At 69.0% G+C, this 16,564-nt stretch carries 8 protein-coding genes; all 8 read right to left on the minus strand.

The features are described from left to right. Positions 1-145: 145 nt before the first annotated feature. From A5782_RS04650 to A5782_RS04685, 8 genes are read right to left on the minus strand one after another with little or no spacing between them, the layout of a single operon-like run. Complete coding sequence (locus A5782_RS04650) at positions 146-1,300, minus strand: hypothetical protein (protein ID WP_067095895.1); 1,155 nt, start codon at positions 1,298-1,300, stop codon at positions 146-148. 23 nt (positions 1,301-1,323) lie between these two features. Then, positions 1,324-2,256 carry a hypothetical protein gene (locus tag A5782_RS04655; protein WP_067095896.1) on the minus strand — a complete coding sequence of 311 codons (933 nt, stop codon included), beginning with the start codon at positions 2,254-2,256 and terminating at the stop codon, positions 1,324-1,326. Further along, the gene (locus A5782_RS04660; RefSeq protein WP_067095811.1) at positions 2,256-4,745 is read right to left on the minus strand and encodes a hypothetical protein; all 2,490 of its coding nucleotides are present in this window, start codon (positions 4,743-4,745) and stop codon (positions 2,256-2,258) included. Before A5782_RS04660 ends, A5782_RS04655 begins: the two co-directional genes overlap by 1 nt. Next, positions 4,742-6,790 (minus strand): hypothetical protein, encoded by a 2,049-nt coding sequence (locus A5782_RS04665; RefSeq protein ID WP_067095814.1) that lies wholly within the window; start codon positions 6,788-6,790, stop codon positions 4,742-4,744. Before A5782_RS04665 ends, A5782_RS04660 begins: the two co-directional genes overlap by 4 nt. Before the next feature lie 2 nt (positions 6,791-6,792). Continuing rightward, a complete protein-coding gene (locus A5782_RS04670; RefSeq protein ID WP_067095817.1) occupies positions 6,793-9,444 on the minus strand; it encodes a hypothetical protein in 2,652 nt (883 codons plus the stop codon). A gap of 2 nt (positions 9,445-9,446) precedes the next feature. Further along, the gene (locus A5782_RS04675; protein WP_067095821.1) at positions 9,447-12,992 is read right to left on the minus strand and encodes a tubulin-like doman-containing protein; all 3,546 of its coding nucleotides are present in this window, start codon (positions 12,990-12,992) and stop codon (positions 9,447-9,449) included. Continuing rightward, positions 12,992-15,991, minus strand: coding sequence for a vWA domain-containing protein (locus A5782_RS04680; protein WP_231986594.1), 3,000 nt, complete (start codon positions 15,989-15,991; stop codon positions 12,992-12,994). Before A5782_RS04680 ends, A5782_RS04675 begins: the two co-directional genes overlap by 1 nt. Next, the gene (locus A5782_RS04685) at positions 15,991-16,563 is read right to left on the minus strand and encodes a hypothetical protein (protein ID WP_067095828.1); all 573 of its coding nucleotides are present in this window, start codon (positions 16,561-16,563) and stop codon (positions 15,991-15,993) included. Before A5782_RS04685 ends, A5782_RS04680 begins: the two co-directional genes overlap by 1 nt. Position 16,564: the final 1 nt, after the last annotated feature.

Raw genomic sequence — 16,564 nt, forward strand, 5'->3', positions numbered from 1 at the left:
TTGACCGGCTGGCGATCCGGCGGTGGCGCGGGCGGCGCCGAATACACCGGAGGTCCGGTCGGACTACTTCCGAACGGCGCATGGCCAAAGGGATTGTGCCCGAACGGGTTCTGAGGTGGATTGGTCATGTTCGCCGCACGGATGCCTAGAGGACGCCGAAACTCGAGGTGACCCAGCGAACCGGGTCGACGCAGCGGAACGGGGCGATGCCCCGGGCATGGAGCCGCTGTCCGCTGGGCGGCTGGCCCAAGGCGGAGACGACGAAGAACCGGTGCCTCAACCGTCTTGGCGTGGACGGGTTTTCGACACCAGCGATGATTGAGCCGGCGTTGAGCCGGGTGAGCAGGCTGCGCACTTCTTCGTGCAGCAGTTGTCCGTCGTTGTCGTCGTAGAGCACGGAATCCGAGGGATCACGCAGATACGCCGCGCCGGCGTTGGACATGACCATGCTCCACTCGGAGCCGTCGACGTCTCGCAGTGCCCGCAGGGCGTCGAACTTCGACAGGATGACCGCCAGGCGTGGTTCGCCGGAACCGATGGCCATCATCACGTTGTTGAGCACGCCGCGCGGGTCTCCCCCGCTGACCATCTGCGGGGGCAGCAGGTCCTGCAGCTGATCCCGGATGGATTGCACCCGAAGCGGATCGAACATGAAGAACACAGCCTCGGCATTGCTGAAGAACCGAAACGGCGGGGAATGAAGGTTTCCGGACTCCATGTCTTCACCGGCGACGTCACGCAGCACCAGGTAACGCTGCACCCCATGCCAGGTGCCCAGGCTGAAGATCAATGGCTCACGCTGGGTGGACGTCTGGGTCATCATCGTGGGCGTCGGCGGGATCAGGCCCCGCTGCACGAACAGCGGTGTCTCGTAATGGGTGGTGTACGCCACGGCCGTCGAGCGCGTCGCGGGAGCCATCGCGAACCCGAGATGTTCACACAACAGCTGCAGTTGGCGAACCAGCACGCCGATGTAGAGGCTTTTGCCGGTGGCGCGGGCACCCGCCATCGCGATGCAATATGCCTGACCTTCGCGCCACCGGTCGGGCAGCGTGAAGTGGCAGACGGGGCAGATCTCGAGGACGGGACCGCGCAATGCCTGAGCGGCGATGTTCGGCGGCGGTGGACCGTTGTACCCGGGCGGACGGTCCCACCGGAACATCGGCCCGATATCCGCTTTGGCACCCAGGAACGCCGAGCCAACCTCGTCGTGATAGCGGGGCGCACCGCTGGTGGGCGCCAGCGTCCACAAGTGATGGTCGGGATCCAAAAGCGCAAAGCAGCGAGGGCATTTGGTCAATATCGCCTGGGCAGTCGGAGCGCTCATGTCAGGGCCCGAACAAGCCCGGCGGTGATCTCGTCGAGCACCTGCGGATGCGCCAGCAGTTCCGCGGCGGCATCTTGCCCCGACCGCGGTGCCGGCAGCCGTGGCCCGGCAATGCGGCGATCATCGGACAGGGTGATCAACGCGAATCCGCGATGCACGCCGCTGGCCGGGAAGTCCGAACAGGCCACGGTCGCGATGTCGGTCCGCAGCCGCGACCAGCGCGCGCCCGCCGACCATCGCGGCTGCACCTTGCGTACCGCATCGGCAAGCCCCACCCCCGGCCCGGAGGCATGGCTTTCCGGCGAGACCTTGGTGACGTCGGCGCCGACGAGAACCGCGGCCACCTCACGAATGCCGAGGGCGTCGGCTACCCCGACAGCGACGTCGGTGGCGGCCGCCGCGCTGCCATCGGCGAACCAGGGCCGCATCGACGCCGAACTGTTCAGCGCCACAACAAGTTCGGCGTGCGCCTGCTTGCGGTCCCGGCCGATGAGGCGTCGGGCCGAGGTGCGGGCCGCGGCCGCCAGCGGGCTCAGCGCCGTGTCGGCGGCGGCGGTCACGGAAACTTCGATGTGGTGGCCGGCCGGCCGCAGCTCGGCGAACACCACCGCGGCGTCGCCGCTGACGTCCACCGGATCGAACAGCACCTGGACGGGGTCGGCCTCGTCGGGCACATCGTGCGCGATCGCCAGATGCACGACGGTGCCGGCGCCGAATTGTGTTGTGAATGCGGGCCGGACGGCGATGGTGACGGGACCGGTCAGCGAGGGCAACACGACGTGCTGAGGGGTGGAGCGCACCACCGGCTGGCCCGGTGCGCCCTGTATGTCGAGCGCGGCGTCGTGTACCGAACCGGCGATGGAAATCGACAGCGGTCCAACGGGTATGTGGGCGCGCTGATTGCGGGCGGTCAGGGCATAGATCGGCATCAGGGGTTCCTCCACATCTGAGGCGGCGGGGCCGTCAGCGGCGCGCGCCCGTCGGCGCGGCGAGCCAGCATGGCGTTCACCAGCTTCCGGTATCGCCGTGGCGGCGCTCCCTCGTTGCTGCCGGACATCCGCATCATCGTCGCGAGCACCCCCTCCTGGTCATCGTCACTGAACTGCCGGCTCGCGGTGAGCGCGGTGGCGGCCGCGGCCAGCACACCGTCGACGGCATCGCCCGGCTCGCCGGCGTCGGTGCGTAACAGGCTGGCCGCCAAAACCTCTGCGGCCGTGATGATATCGGCGTCGACCAGGGCTGCCAGCTGCTCGGCGGCGGCGCCGGCCACCGCCGGGTCGGCGGCCAGTCGTCCCGCAAGCACGGGCCGCGGCTGTCCGGCGATCACGCCCAGGGCCGCGAGCACCGTCACGCGCACCGCGCAGTCGAGGTGCACTTGCCCAGGACCGGTTTCGCCCAATGCCGCGTCCCATAGCCGGGCGTAGCCCTTCTGATGGGTGTTGATGTAGCCGCGCTGCAACCATGACGCCGGGCTGACCAGCCGCAGGGCCGCGCATGCCACCGCGAGGTCATCATTGTTGGCGGCGGTGATCTCGTCGGCAAGTCGAGCCAACGATTCACTATCGGGTGCACCCAGCAGGGTCGGCAACAGCGCCGCGGTGCTTAAGACGGCGCCGCCGGCCGCCGCGAGCTGCGCGGGATCCCAGACGCGGCGTGCCGCCAACTCGTCGCGGCGCGGCGATCCGTTGACCGCGAGCCACCACAGCTCGGCGAAGCTATCCGCTTCCCTCGGGTTGCGTTCGGCGTGCATGCCACACACCGCCGCGCGGGTCCACGTCGCATCCCACGGTTGCGCGTTCAGCAAGTCGTCCGGCGGGGGCATGGTGGATCCGTCGGCGAACCAGTCCAGCACGGCATCGCTAATCGCCGTGGTGCCTTCGCAACTCAGACGCAGGGTGGCCGCGGCCGCGGCGATCCGGGTTTCGGGGCCAAGGCGGTGCGTCAACCGTCGCGCCAGCGTGGGCCCGGTGTGCGGATCGGCCAGCTGGGCCGCGACCCGCTCGGTGAGGACCTGAGTCAGGCGGTCGTCGTCGATGCCCGCGCGCAGTAGCAGATCAACGAGCTTGAGCAGCCGTTGCGGGTCGCCGGTGGCGCTGGCCCGCTGCAGCGCCGGATCGAGCGCGACCGCCAGTGGTTCGGGAACCGGTCGGCCATGATACGTGTTGCGGCCCAAGGGAATCGGGCCAAGTTGGTCCAGCCAGGTGTCGTCACCGATTGCCCGGCACAGGTAGGTCAGCGCGGCGTGTTCGCCGGCGAAGCCCGGCAGGTTCTGTTCGGCCGCCTGCCAGGCGTCGGACGTGGTATGGCCGACGAGAGTCGAAAGCGCCTCGTCGACAAGGCGTTCGGTGGGTGATCCCGCGGCGATGCCGGCCGGCGAGTGCGCGGCGATGATCGCGTTCGCTTCGGGATGGGCGGCGGCGAAGTCCTCGCCGGCCGCGATGGCGACCGCCAGCGGCCAGGCCGGGTGCAGGTCGCGGTCGGGGGTTTGCGCGGCGCGGTGATCGAGTTCGTCGAGCACCGCGACGGCCGACTGCGCATCGAGCAGCACTTCTTGTGCCATCACCGACCAGGCGGTGACCTCGATCGCCTGGCCGGCCGCGGTCCGATGCGGTTCGCCACCCAACTCTCCCAGCGACAGCGTGGCGGTCTCGTCGATGACGACGAAACCGGCTGGGAGCGTGTCCAAGTCACCGACGGGCACCGCGGCCAGGTGTTGGATGGCGTGCTGCGCCGGGCCGAGCTGGTCGGCGCGGTCGAAGGTGCTGAAGTTCAGGGTGGCCGCGGTTCCTGGTGACATGAGGAAACTCACCAGGCCGATCCACTGCGCGGCCGAGTCGACGGAGACGGCACCCAGGACGACGGGTGCGCCGCCATCGAGCGCAGCCGCCACCGCGTCCAGCAATCCGAGCAAGGTGCCCACCCGCCAGGTGCTGGTGTCCAGCGCGAACGCGATCACGCTTTCTCGGGTGACGACCTGCGCTACGCCCGGCGGATCGGCGGGCAGGGCGGCGCGCGCGACCGCCGCGGCGCCGAACGGACGCAACCACGCCGGCGAACCCCACCGCTGGATGGGGCGCAGCCGCGGCGCGGAATCCGGTGCCCGGTCCAGCATCACGTGGGCGAACACGTTGCCCGGACGCCCGGTGCTGTCGGCGCCGGCGGCGACGGTGTGCCAGTAACCCGCCGCGTCACTGGCCCACCGGCGGTACTCGAGGCGCCGTGGCGCGGCGTCCAACTGTTCCGGGGTCGGGTAATCGGGCAGCGGTGCAACCGGCCGAAACCCGGTGCGCACGCCCGACGCCAGCCGTTGCGTTTCCTCGGGCGACAGCTCCCCGCTGGTCTGCTTGACCTGCCAGCCCCCCGCGCCTCCGGGCTGGTCGAAACTGGTGTACGTGAGTTGACCGTAGCGCGGGGTCATGGCGCGCCCACGCTCAGACGGAGGCTGTGCACCGGTGGGTCCAGAAGCGCGATGGTGCGCAGCCGCGCCGCCGACGGTGTGTTGACGAACAACCTGATCCATCCGCGCCTGCCCCGCAGGTCGACGGCCCAGGGCTCGGCGGTACCGGCCGTTGTCAAGGCCGACCACCGCAGTTCCTTGGACGGTGTGGCCGCCAACACGCCTTGGGCGTCCAGCGGTGCGGCGTCGAGCGCTTCACCATCGGTGGGCGACAACGGAATTCGGTCCGGATGGTTGACCAACACGAACGCCGGCGATCCCGGCACCTCGTATTCGGAGCGCATGTAGATGGTGGCGTGCGACGGCTGGCCCTGCGGGTCGCGGCTCAACTGCACCGCGTACTGCAGCCGCAACAGGCCCGCGTACTCGATGCTGCGCACCGCCCCGATGGCCCGTCGGCCGGCGGAGAAGGCCACCGGCGCCAGATGCAGGGAACACCCACTTACCGGCAGTTTGCCGTTGGGCAGTTGCAGACCGCCGTATTTCTCGTACTGCTCGACGGTGATTTCGTAGGACGTGCCGGTCAACCCATTGCGCGGGTCGTAGCCCTTGGGCGCCAGATACACGACGACGACGGCGGCGCCTTGCGGCCAGTCGAACGTCAGGACTTGCTTGTTGCAGTATTCGGCCAGTTCGACATCCCGGATGACGCCGGTGCGCACCGAGCAGAAGGTCTTGCCCAGCAACGCACGACCGGCCAGCACCGTGACCGGGGTGAAGTAGGCGCGGCTCCAGTCCGTCGGCCAGGACACCCCCGACATCGCCGACCGCGGCCGTCCGTCGGGGCCCGGCTGCTCGGTAATCGGTTGCGTCAAGCGCAAATCCGGGGTCAGCCCGACCTGCTCGAGCGCCGCCTCGGGCAAGTCGTTGGCCTCGGCTCCGGCGGCCGGGCCGGTCTGGCTTCGATAGATGACGACGTTACCCGCGGGTGGAGCCTTCCAGGTGAGCTCGAAGCCCTGCACGGAGCCGGGTGCCGACGTCACCATCAGGTCGGTGACCGGCGTTAGGACGGCGGCGATTTCGACTTCGGCGTCGACTGGTGCCGCCAGGCGCAGCACACCGTTGACCGGGACCGCGGCCCGAATCCGATACACGTAGTGCCGCCCCGGCGCCGGGTCGGAGTCGACGAATCCGGCGCGGTTGTCGCGGTCCAGCAAGATCCGGTGCTGGGGCCCCTCACGGCCGGCCTCCTCGGCCGGCATGCGGGACACGAACACGGTGCTGACCGCCGGGGGCACGGTCCAGCTGCCGATGACCTTGCCGTTGTCTTGCCGAATAACGCAATCGCGCACCGGGCTGATTGCCACGCCTTCGGCATGCTTGACGGGTTGCGCCGCAAGAGCTTCCGCGCGAGTTGGACCGACGTTTGCCCATACCTGGTAGTAGCGCACCGCGGCGGTCGAGGGCACCTCGTCGGCCGCGGTGGTTGCGGTGGTGGCCGCCACCAATCGGGCCCGATCCGGGGAGTACGGTGCGTTGTCCTCTTGAGCGACCAGCCGGTAAATCACCACAGCGTCGCCGCCCGGCAGGTACGGGGTCCAGGCCAGCTCGCAGCCACCGGAGTCGCCGTCGTCGTCGCGCGACCCTCTGACGGTGACGGCGGCCAGGGGGCCGGTCTGTTCGCCGAAAGTGTATGCCGCGAAATCACTTGCGCTCAGGGGTGGTTGGTCGCTGCCCGTGCCATCCGCCAACGGCGCGGCACCGGTCGGCTCACCGTCGGGGTCCACCGCCGACAAGCCCGCCGCGCGGTGATGCCGGCCCGGCGATTCCGATTCCACCTCGGCGAGAACGGCCGCCAACTCTTCGGCGTACTCGGCGACCGAACCGGGCAGCATCGCCCGAATCTGTGCCACGTCAGTGCGCCCGGATCGCAGGATCAGTCGCAGGTGGGTTTCTTTGAAGCCCGCCTTGGACACCGCCCCGGAGTCGATCAGGCGCTGGCGCCATGCGATCAGGGCGTTCAGGCGGGGGTCGTCGGCGTCGCCGGCGTGTTGGGGATCAGGCATGGCTAGAACACCAAATCCCCGCCGGGCGGCGCGTCGCGGTGCTCGGTGTGGGTGATCACCGCGGTCTTCTCCATTTCCACTCCCGACGCCGCCGCCAGCGGCACCTCGAACAGCGTGAAGTCGTAGGGCGCCAGCCCATCACTGGCCTGCACCACCGCGGCCCGAAAACCCAGACCGGGCCGGGCGAGCGTGGCCGTATCGATGGCTACCGCGCAGCGGCCCGCGGTCGTCGCCGCGTCGGTGAACACCGATCCGTCGAATGGAGCGGCTTGTCCCGGCCGATGGTCGACGACGCCGGCGGCGAACTGCTCGGAGGCGATGTGCTGCCCCATCGCCGGCGCCAATACCGCACCCGTCAGCGCGGTGCCCACGCGGTCGTCCTCGGCGAACATCTGCTCGACGCGCTGCCACAGCGCCTCGGCGCCGGTGGAGTGCACTTGCCCGGATGCCACCGCCGCCGACCACTGATCCAAACCCGAGCCGGTTTGGAAACCCGGCATGCGATAGAGCATTTCGGGCTCCTCTCGGAGCCGGCCCGCGGCATGGGCGACCATCTCCTGCCACGGTTTGGTCAGCCAGCCGAGCGCGTAGAGGCGGCGCTGAATGGCATGCGCCGCGTCGTCGGCCCGCTCCGCACCGGGATCAGCGACCCCGACCTGGGCGCAGCGCGGTAGCCCGTCGGAAATCAATGGCGCCGCCGATCGCCCCGCAGGGGCGGGTCCAAAGGGCGCGCGCAGCACCGGACCCAGCACCCGACACCAGGACAGATATTGGCCGTACGCGGTGGACAGGCGGCTGACATCCTGCAGTGCGGTCTGCAGATTCGCCTGCATCATCTCGAGTTGATTCTGTTGAGATTTGCGCAGATTCATCAAGGTGAACATGTCACGCTGGGCGAACAGGAACAGGGTCAGTGACACCAGAATGTAGAGCCCGAGCAGTATGCCGCCGGTGATCAACGTGTATTTCCAGCCGGTGAAGCCGGCGACCGCAAGGCCGACCAGTACGACGAGGACTCCCAGCGTCGCCCAGGTCAGTGTGGCCAGGATGGTGCTGATGGCTTGTTGGCGGGCGCGCACCCGCTCGTCGATCGAGATCTCGCTGGCCGCCCGTTGAATCTGTTCGGCGATTTGCGCTACCTCGGTACGGGCCCGTCCCAAGAAGTCGGCCAGGATCGATCCCGCTTGCCACGCATAGCTTTTCGATACGTGCTGCTGCCAGCGCTCCAGCTCGGTCGACGCTCCGCGTGCCTCCACGCCGGCGGCGGGATCGGAATAGGCGCGTTGCAGCCGCTGGCGCAGGTCGGCGGCGCCGAGCACGTCGGCCGGCTCGAGGTCGCTGACGCCGATCACCGCGGCCAGCGACGTCGGGATGGCCGTGAACCGGTCCGCTTGACTGGGTACGACGTCGGCGGCACTGGCCACAACACCGACACCCGCGCCCACTTGGATCGGGTCGAGCCCCTTCGAGCGGCGTCCGCCGTCGGCGAGGGTGAGTGCGCCGTTGACGAAGTCGGTCCACAGCGAGCTGAGATCTTGTTGGGCCAGCTGCCCGTTGGCCGCCGATCCGCCGATGGCCGCGTTGAGCGTTTCAGCGCTGCGGCCAAGATCCTGCCAGTCGGCGAGCTGACTGCCGGTGACCACCGAGAACGCCGATTCGCGGCCGCCGAACACGGTGCCTTGCACGGTTGAGGCCAACACCGCCGATACCGATCCCTTGACCGCCGACAGCCATGCCGACGGCGCGTTGCGCAGGGCCCCGCCCATGAAGCGGAGGAACATCTTCAGCGCGGCCCAAATCGAAATAGCCTGCGTGGCAACACCGTCGGCACCCATGCGCGGGCTGCGTAGCACGTCGCGATGTTTGGTCCACAGCGCCCGGGCCATCGACTGGGCGACCGCCGAAACGTCCTCGACGTAGAGCACCGGCACCTGGCCGCCGTGCGGCAACGGCAGCCGTCCGGCGGGATCGAACAGTCGCGCCCGCAGCCGTCGTTCCACCTCGGCGGTGTCCAGGCTGCGGTAGAACGCGCGCACCGCGCGCAGCGTCTGGCCCGGCAGGATTTCCAGGGTGTCGAAGGGGGTCTGCTGCACATCGGCCCACAAACCGGCCACCGCGGCGACCACCGGCGCGGCACGCTGGGCCAGGTCCAGCGGTTCGGCGAGGTGTCCCCACGGCACCGCGCCCAACCCGGGTGCAGGCGAATCCTCCGGCGCGATAAGCAGGTTGTGCCAGCCTTCCACGACGACAGCCGAGTCGAGCTGACTGGTTCCGGACCGCCCGCCGGTGAGCAGCATCCGGAGCAGGGTCATCCCCGCGCCCCTGGCGGTGCTGCGCACCACCTGTTCGACGAACTGCTCGGCGGCCAGGGGCGCCCGCTGTTCGGCCGCAGCATCAAGCGGAACCAATACCGCCACCCGGACCCGGTCGTAACGCTTGGCAGTCAAAACCTGTTGCAGCACGACACTTTCCGACCTGCCGTCGCGCACCATCGTCGCCGTCGTGGCGGGTCCACGGGCATCGCCGGCATCCACCCAGACGAAGACGCCCAGCAGTCCCGCGGCCGAATAATCGCACAGGACACCGAGGAGCTCGTCGGTATGCAGGTGAGGTGCCACGATCACGGTGAGCGCAGCGTCGCCGGAAAGACCCATGATCAGAACGTCCCACCTTCGGGAATCACCACGGGCGCACCGCCATCGAGCACCGGGCCGCTCGCCGCCGCGCCGGCCGCCAGCGCCTCGGCCTCGTGCTGGATCAGGTTGATCAGTGCACCGGTGGCCGCGTACACGTCGGGCGCCAGGTCGCGGAACATGGGCGTGTTCGACGCCGTGGTGCGGGTCGGCACCGTGGTGAACGTCCCACCCGGGGCGGCCCCGGGCATGTCCGCCGGAAGATACTGCGCCGCAACATCACGAATGGTGGTCAACCACTCGACCGCTGCCGCGGCGCGCGCGTAGGCGGTCTGGGCCTCGGCGATCCCCGGTACCCGAGATTGCAGACCGGGCGTGGTCGAACCCCCGTGCAGGAACTCACGCAACAGTCCCTGCGCGGACAGCGCGACGATGCCGCTGGCGGGGTCTTGTGAGTGCGCGTCGTAGAGTTCACGCAGCACGCTGTAGGGCCGTAGCGATCGCATCACCGGCGGCTCGTGCGATTGCGCGATCGCCAGCAGGATCGATTCCAGTACCGCCGGCAACCAGTCGTAGGACGCCTTGAACGCCGACGGCGGCGTCAACAGCGGGTTCGGGAAGTTCAGCCACTGACCGCTGTCGGCGTCGTAGATCCGCACCGGCTCGGTGAACGGTGACGCCGGGATCTGGATGCGGCCCAGTAGCTGACCGACGAACCAGCCGCCGGTCATGGTGAATCGCTGCTCATCGGTCATCGGCAGCGACGCCGGCAACGGCCGCGAGCGACGGAACCTCCAGAAGCCGCCCCGGCCGGGCCCCGCGGTCTGCGCCCACTGCTGGGCGGCGGGCTTGAGCACCGAGTCGAACGCCAGCGGCGAATAGTTGGGATACGAGCCGAAGATGTCGATGCGCGTCACGCTGTCCTCGTCGGACAGCGACCGCCCGTAGTTGTCCTTCGTCGCCTGGTCAATGCGCGGATTGTTGCGGATGACTTCGAACAGCTCCCGGTCAACCGGTTGACCGGCGAACGGAATCTCGGAGAACTTGTAGCGGTACTCGGTATGCTGACCGGGGTGGACGCGCTGCAGCGCCTGGTCGTTGACGCTGGCCAGCGGTCGCGCCAGCGACAGCGCCTCGGCGAACTTGGTGGCGATGTCGCGCCGGCGCGCCACCAGCTCCGACTCCGACGCTCCCGCACCCTGCACGTAATCGCGCAGCGACACCTTGCAGAATTCCGCGAACGACTCTCCGGGCCGCTCGACGTAAAACCGGGCGCGGCGCAACAATTCCACGGGGCGGGTGTGGATGTCGAACTGCGCGATCGAGGGGACCCGCGCGCGACCGGTCTCCGGGTCGGTGCCCAGCGCCCGGGTGACCCACGTGGCGGTGCGTTCGATCAGCCCGCCGGGTGCGGCCACGCCGCCGGTGGTCTGCCACTCCCCCAGGATCACCCGCGTGGTCGCCTCCTCGATGGCCGACTGCAACGGAATCATCGCGTTGGCGCCCGCCACCGCCTTCGGCAGATCGGCCTCGTAGCGTCCCTTGAAGGCGGTCGAATTGATCAGCAGCACTTCGTTGTTCGCCTCGGCGAACCGGCTGGGAACCAGCTCGTCGGCGTCCGCCGGCCAAGCCGCGTACTGATCGGTGGACAGCCGCGCCAGCCCGACGTCGGTCGGCGGCTCCGAGCGCGCGATCTCCAGTTGGATCATCGCCTCGCTGAGGCGATCACGCAGCGGCACCAGCATTTCCACGCCCAGCACCCGCATCACGTCGGCGATGCGGGAGGCCGCGTCGGCGAACAGCTGACGGCGCACCGTCGCGCGGAACCCGTCCACCACCGCCGCCACCACCTGATCGGTGTTGGTCATCACCCCGTGCAGGGATTTCAGCCCGGCGTCCACCTGCGGCGAGATCGCCACGATGTCGGGCGGGCCCATGTTGCCCAGCTGCGCAACCCCCGCGGTCAGTTGGTCGTCGATGTGCCGGCGCAGCTGGTCGACGACTTCCCGCGCAAACGGCAATCCCAGCGAGGCGATGGCCGCGCCGACCGCCTTTTCGAGCCGCTTGGCGAAATCTTGGTGCCACTGAAAAGCCATGGCGTAGGCCGCATCAGCGCACGCCCTGGTCAACTCGGCGCGCCTGTTGTGCACGGCCTGCCGCATGGTCGGCACCCACTGTTCGGCGGCAACGCCTTCCGGGTTCGGCAGGTGGTTGCGCAGCTGCCGGTCGATGAGGCCGTTGACCGTGGAGGCGACGGTGTCGGACGTGAAGGCTTCGGTGCCGATCCAGCGCCCGAGTTGAGTCACCCGAGTCTGCTCGTCGCCGGCGCTGGCCGGCAACCCGAGTTCGCCGCAGAGCGAACCCCATTGGCTGGACAACAGCGAGTCCAGCTGTTCGGTGCTCGATGCGGGATTGCCCTTCTGCATGTGCCCGTCGAGCAACTTGTCCACGCAGCTGCGGGCCAGCCGCTGGGCGGCGTATTCGGCGTAGCGGTCACGGCCCATGCTCAGGCTGGAGAAGCCATAGGTGCCCCAGGGCAACACATCCCACGACGAAATGCCCCAACCCAGCAGGTCACGATCGCCCACCGGCGACGCGGTGTTGCCCAGGTCGTAGGCGACGAACTGGTCACTGGCCCGGCCGCTCATCATCAGCCCGGCCAAACCACGCGCCAGTCCCCGGTACACCGCGTACTGCGAGCCGTCGCCGAACAGCGTGCGGTCGGCGCCGATGTAGCGGCCCACCGGGAACACCCGCGCGAACGGAATCGGTTCTCCCTCACCGTGATGGTGGCCCAAGGCGCGCAGGATTCGTACGTCGTGTTCGCGGGCCGCACCGGATTGGCTGGCCACGATTTCGCCGAGCATCGCCAACGCGTTGGCCCGCACGCCGATGATGGCGCTCTGCGGCAGCGAATCGAAGATGTCGGGGGTCACCATGAATACGCCCATCAACCGGGGATCCAGACCGGTGACCAAGGTGAGCAGGCGGCATACGTCCAGGGCCATCGACGCGCCCGCACCGCCGGCCATCGACGACACCACCAACACCAGGGGTGGTTCGTTGGGGTCGAAGCGGCCCATGCCCGGCACGTCGACCGTCGACATCTCCGACACGGTCTCGACGCGAAACAGCGTGTCCCACGCGGCCTGCAGCCGAGCGTGAATTTCGGCGGCCTTGCTCAGGGTGATCATCCGCCCGATCGCCCGGTACTGCCCCGCGCCGGCCGAGATCGGAATCGACACCTCCTGCGGGCTGCGCGGCGCCCAGGTGGCGATGGTGTCCAACGCCGATTCGGCCGCCAGTCGTTGCGACAGCGCACCATCGAGGACGGCGTAGCTGCTGCCCTGCGGTCCGCACCCGACGTAGCTACCGCCCTGGGCGGGCACGTTCGCCAGGCCCTCCGGACCCGACTCGGCAGCGCTTGGGACGTCGATGTGGACGAATTGCCAACCGGCTAGCAGCTTTTCGATCCCAGCGGTGTGCAGTTCGGAGCGCAGCTGGTCCATCATCAGGGACAGCGTGGCGCCGCCGGAACCGCCGCAGCCCACTACCAGGAATCGTCGCATCAGGTGCCCTCTCCGAACGGGTCGAATGGATTTGGGTCAAATCGATAGGAGGGTTGTGTCGCCTCGGTCGGCGGGAGCCCGGGCGGTTCGCCCTCCTCGCGCTCATCATGCTGATCGCGCTCGTCGTCGTACCGGTAGCCCGCGGCCATCGTGTCGTCTTGGCGGGGTATCGGTTCGGGTATCGGCCGCTCTTGCGTCTCCGCCTCATTGAAGCCCGGCGGCACCGGTCCCGTCGCGGCGGGTGGCGGTGGTACGGGTGGCGGCGCGGGCTTCGGAGCGGCAGCGGGCGGCGCTGACGCGGCGGACGCACCCCCGAACGGCGAATCGCCACCGCCGAACGGATCGTTTCCGACCGGGCCGGCCACGACGCTCGCGGGCGTGTCACCGAACGGGGAAGCCGTCTCACCCGGCGCCGCGAACGGTGCCGTCATGCCCGCCTGCACGGCGCGCAGGCGCAACCCGGTGAGCAGGTCGGGCAGCCGTTGGGCGATGTCTTCGTAGAGCCGTTCCCGCGCGGTGGTGTCGGTGGTTCCGGCCACCAACAGCAATACCTCGGCGGCGTTCTCGGGCCCGTACGGGTTGTGCAGCAGCACCCAGGTGTTGTGCACCGCCAACGGCAGCACCGCGCGCAGGCCGGTTTTGTCCGATCCGGGTAACTTCGACCCGACGCTGATCAGGCCCTCGGCGTTGACGACCACCTGGCCGGAACCGAATGGGCTGCGCCCCATCACGACCGAGAGATTGATCCCGGCCACGCAGAGTTGGCGGGTGCCACCAGGCGGCAGCCCGGTCACCGGCTGCACCAGATCGGTGTCGGCCATCGCGAACGGTTCACCGCCGCGTAGCACCGCGTCGTGCTCGACCTGCACCGGAATTCGCTCGGCCAGTAGCGGATTGTCCGGGATCTTGCTCACCCACCACTTCGAGGCGTACAGCAACGCCAACGGGATTCCGGGACCCAGCAGCAGCGCGGCGATGAGCACCAGAATGAAGTTGGTGGTGTTGAGCGGGTTGATCATCGACGCCGTGAAGGCCACCGGCACGGTCTGGGCGTCGTCGGGGTTGTCGAGCGTCGAAACATGCACGGGCACAGTGCCGTTCAGACCACCGTGACCGTTGTGGTCGGTGCGCAGGGTGACCGACAGCTGCGCGGTTTCCCCGGCCGGCACCTTCAGACAGTGCTGGCCCGAATTCGTCGGTGAACCCACATGCGGTGTGCCGATGCCGTCGGGTGCGCCCGCCACCGTCGCGGTATCGGTGTCGCTGATCCAGGCGCAGCCCGGTCCGGTGATGTTCAGCGTCGCGGTCGCCCCCTTGGCTCCCTCGACGGTGCCGAAGTCGATGCGCTCTCCCGGGGTGGGCAGACCGACCTTGGGCAGAATCTGCACCGGCACATCGACTTCCTGCGGCGACAACTGGGTGCCGGCAATGGGCCCGCCGTTCAGATCGGTGGTGGACGCGGTGGTGATCACCAGCGACATCCGCAGCGTCGCGTGGCCGGGGGTGGCTTTGGTCAGGTCGGCGTCGACGGGTTTGGCGATGTCATCCTTGCCGGCCGCCGTCAGCAGTGGAATGGGTGCGGCGCCGTCGGGTGCCAAGGAGGCCGACATGGTGGCCGTGCCCGCCAAGTCGCTCGGGGCCATCGGCTTGCCTTGTCCGTCGACCAAACCGAAGATCAGGCCCTTGAGGGTCTGTCCGCTGTGCCAGGCGACTTTGTCGCCGCCGGTCAGGGCGGGGAAGATGTCGGTGGTGATGTGAATGCTGACCTTGGACACCGCGTCGGCGTGCTGGCCGGTGGTGTCGACATAGACGATCGCCCATTGGCCGCTCCAGTGCGGGGCGTTGCCGTTCTGCAGTGAGATCGTCTGCGCGGACTCGGATTGCCATTGATAGTTCACCGATACGCCGTCCACGTTGACGTTTTGGGCGCCGTCCTTCTTGGGCAGTGGCAGGATCTGCCCGGTCGGGGAGACGAGGTAGGGCTCGACGCCGGGCACGCCGCCGGAGCCCAGGATGTTGACCTCCTTGATGGACCGGTCCAGCACGAAGTTGTGCCGCGCCTCCGGGCACACCTTGATCTGGCAGACCCCGCCCTGGTCGGTGACGCCGGGATCCGGGTTGAGGGCGTCGAACGCGAACAGCATGTCGTCGATGTTGGCGACGGGAAAGAAGTCGCCCGGCACCGGATCGGTGATGGCGCCGCACGCCATACCCTGCAATCCCTTGCCGGTGCTGATCGCCGACATCACGTTGAAGTCACCGGGAGTCTGCTTGGCGCCCAGCCCGATTCCCAGCATGATGATGTTGCTCGACCGGAGCTGGTCGGCCAGACCGCTCGGGTGGCAGATGGATTGCACGGCCTTCTGGGTGGTGTCGGGGATTCCGTTCGGCGAGTCCAGCTTGACCCCGTCGGCGTAGGGCTTGGCGACCGGCCGGGCGGTGAAATCGATCATGCCGTCGGAGAACCAGGCGATGGCCTGGCACCGCTGGCCCTTGTTGGCCGCGCCGGCGTGCGTGGTCAGCGCCTGCCGGGCACCGTCGAGGGCCAGCCAGTAGTCGGTGTCGATGCCGGTGTTCTTCTTGGCGATGGGATCCAGCGACGCGCCGACGCTGTCGGCGCTCGAGCCGGTGAGCTGGGTCCAATCATGTTCGGGGACATAGGTGTCGGAGAAACCGGCGACCGCGACGTCGAGTTTCGCGTTCACCCGGTCGGCGTACTTGCCCAGCGTCTGCACCAGGTAACGGGCGGCTTGCACCCGCGCGGCCTGCGGGTCGGTCTGCTGCAGGCTGCTGGACTCGTCGAACAACAACAGCAGATCACCGGTCTTCTGCGAGGCCAGGCACGCCCCGAACCGGCTCGCCCCCGGCGAGCCGGTCGCCGACGCCACCGGCGCCCAGCCGACGACGTTCAGCACGACGACCAGGGCCGCGGCCGCGGCAACACGCACCAGCATGGCAATGCCGTTGCGGCCGCGAGATATTCGAGAAGAGTCCGTCACTACAACGTCCCCGCCCACAGCGCGATCTGCCAGGCCCCCACGGCTATCCCGACCAGGCAGACGACCAGCACCACCCAGTACAGCGTCGACGTCCAGGTGGGCGCCGAATAGATGGCCTCGGTGCGGCGCCTGGTGTCGACCCGGCTGAAGACCGCCAGGGCGCCGATCGCCAGGGGCCCGGCCAACACCCACCCCGCGGCCGCGGCCCCAATCATCGGGCCGCCCAACGCGCTCGTCCCGCCCAGGGCCACACCGGCGATCGCCAGCGCCAGGGCCACCACGAACCACACCAGCGGCGGGCCGGCCGTCGTCAGCGCGCCGATGCCCGCGGGGCTCGCGGTGAGTCGCCCGAACGCGTCGCGACCGCTAGTCGGGTCGAACGCCGGCGCGCCGGGGCCTGCAAACGCATCGGGGGTTCCCGGGCGCGCCGGGGCGGGTCGTTGGTTGGCCCACGGATCGAATCCGCCCGAAGGCGCCCCGCCCTGCCCTTGCACCGGCGGCTGACCGCCGCCGGACGGGGCCTGCTTGCCCGGGCCGAAGTCGCTGAAGTCGAAGGGGTTTGGCGCGTTCATT

Origin of the sequence: Mycobacterium sp. 852002-40037_SCH5390672 (genome assembly GCF_001665875.1) — a bacterium.
In the GTDB taxonomy this organism is placed as follows: domain Bacteria; phylum Actinomycetota; class Actinomycetes; order Mycobacteriales; family Mycobacteriaceae; genus Mycobacterium.

Excerpts from the sequence above, each read along its gene's own strand:
- A5782_RS04655 (WP_067095896.1), bottom strand. The coding sequence starts at position 2,256 with ATGCCGATCTATGCCCTGACCGCCCGCAATCAGCGCGCCCACATACCC.
- A5782_RS04665 (WP_067095814.1), bottom strand. The coding sequence starts at position 6,790 with ATGCCTGATCCCCAACACGCCGGCGACGCCGACGACCCCCGCCTGAAC.
- A5782_RS04670 (WP_067095817.1), bottom strand. The coding sequence starts at position 9,444 with ATGGGTCTTTCCGGCGACGCTGCGCTCACCGTGATCGTGGCACCTCAC.
- A5782_RS04675 (WP_067095821.1), bottom strand. The coding sequence starts at position 12,992 with ATGCGACGATTCCTGGTAGTGGGCTGCGGCGGTTCCGGCGGCGCCACG.
- A5782_RS04660 (WP_067095811.1), bottom strand. The coding sequence starts at position 4,745 with ATGACCCCGCGCTACGGTCAACTCACGTACACCAGTTTCGACCAGCCC.
- A5782_RS04685 (WP_067095828.1), bottom strand. The coding sequence starts at position 16,563 with ATGAACGCGCCAAACCCCTTCGACTTCAGCGACTTCGGCCCGGGCAAG.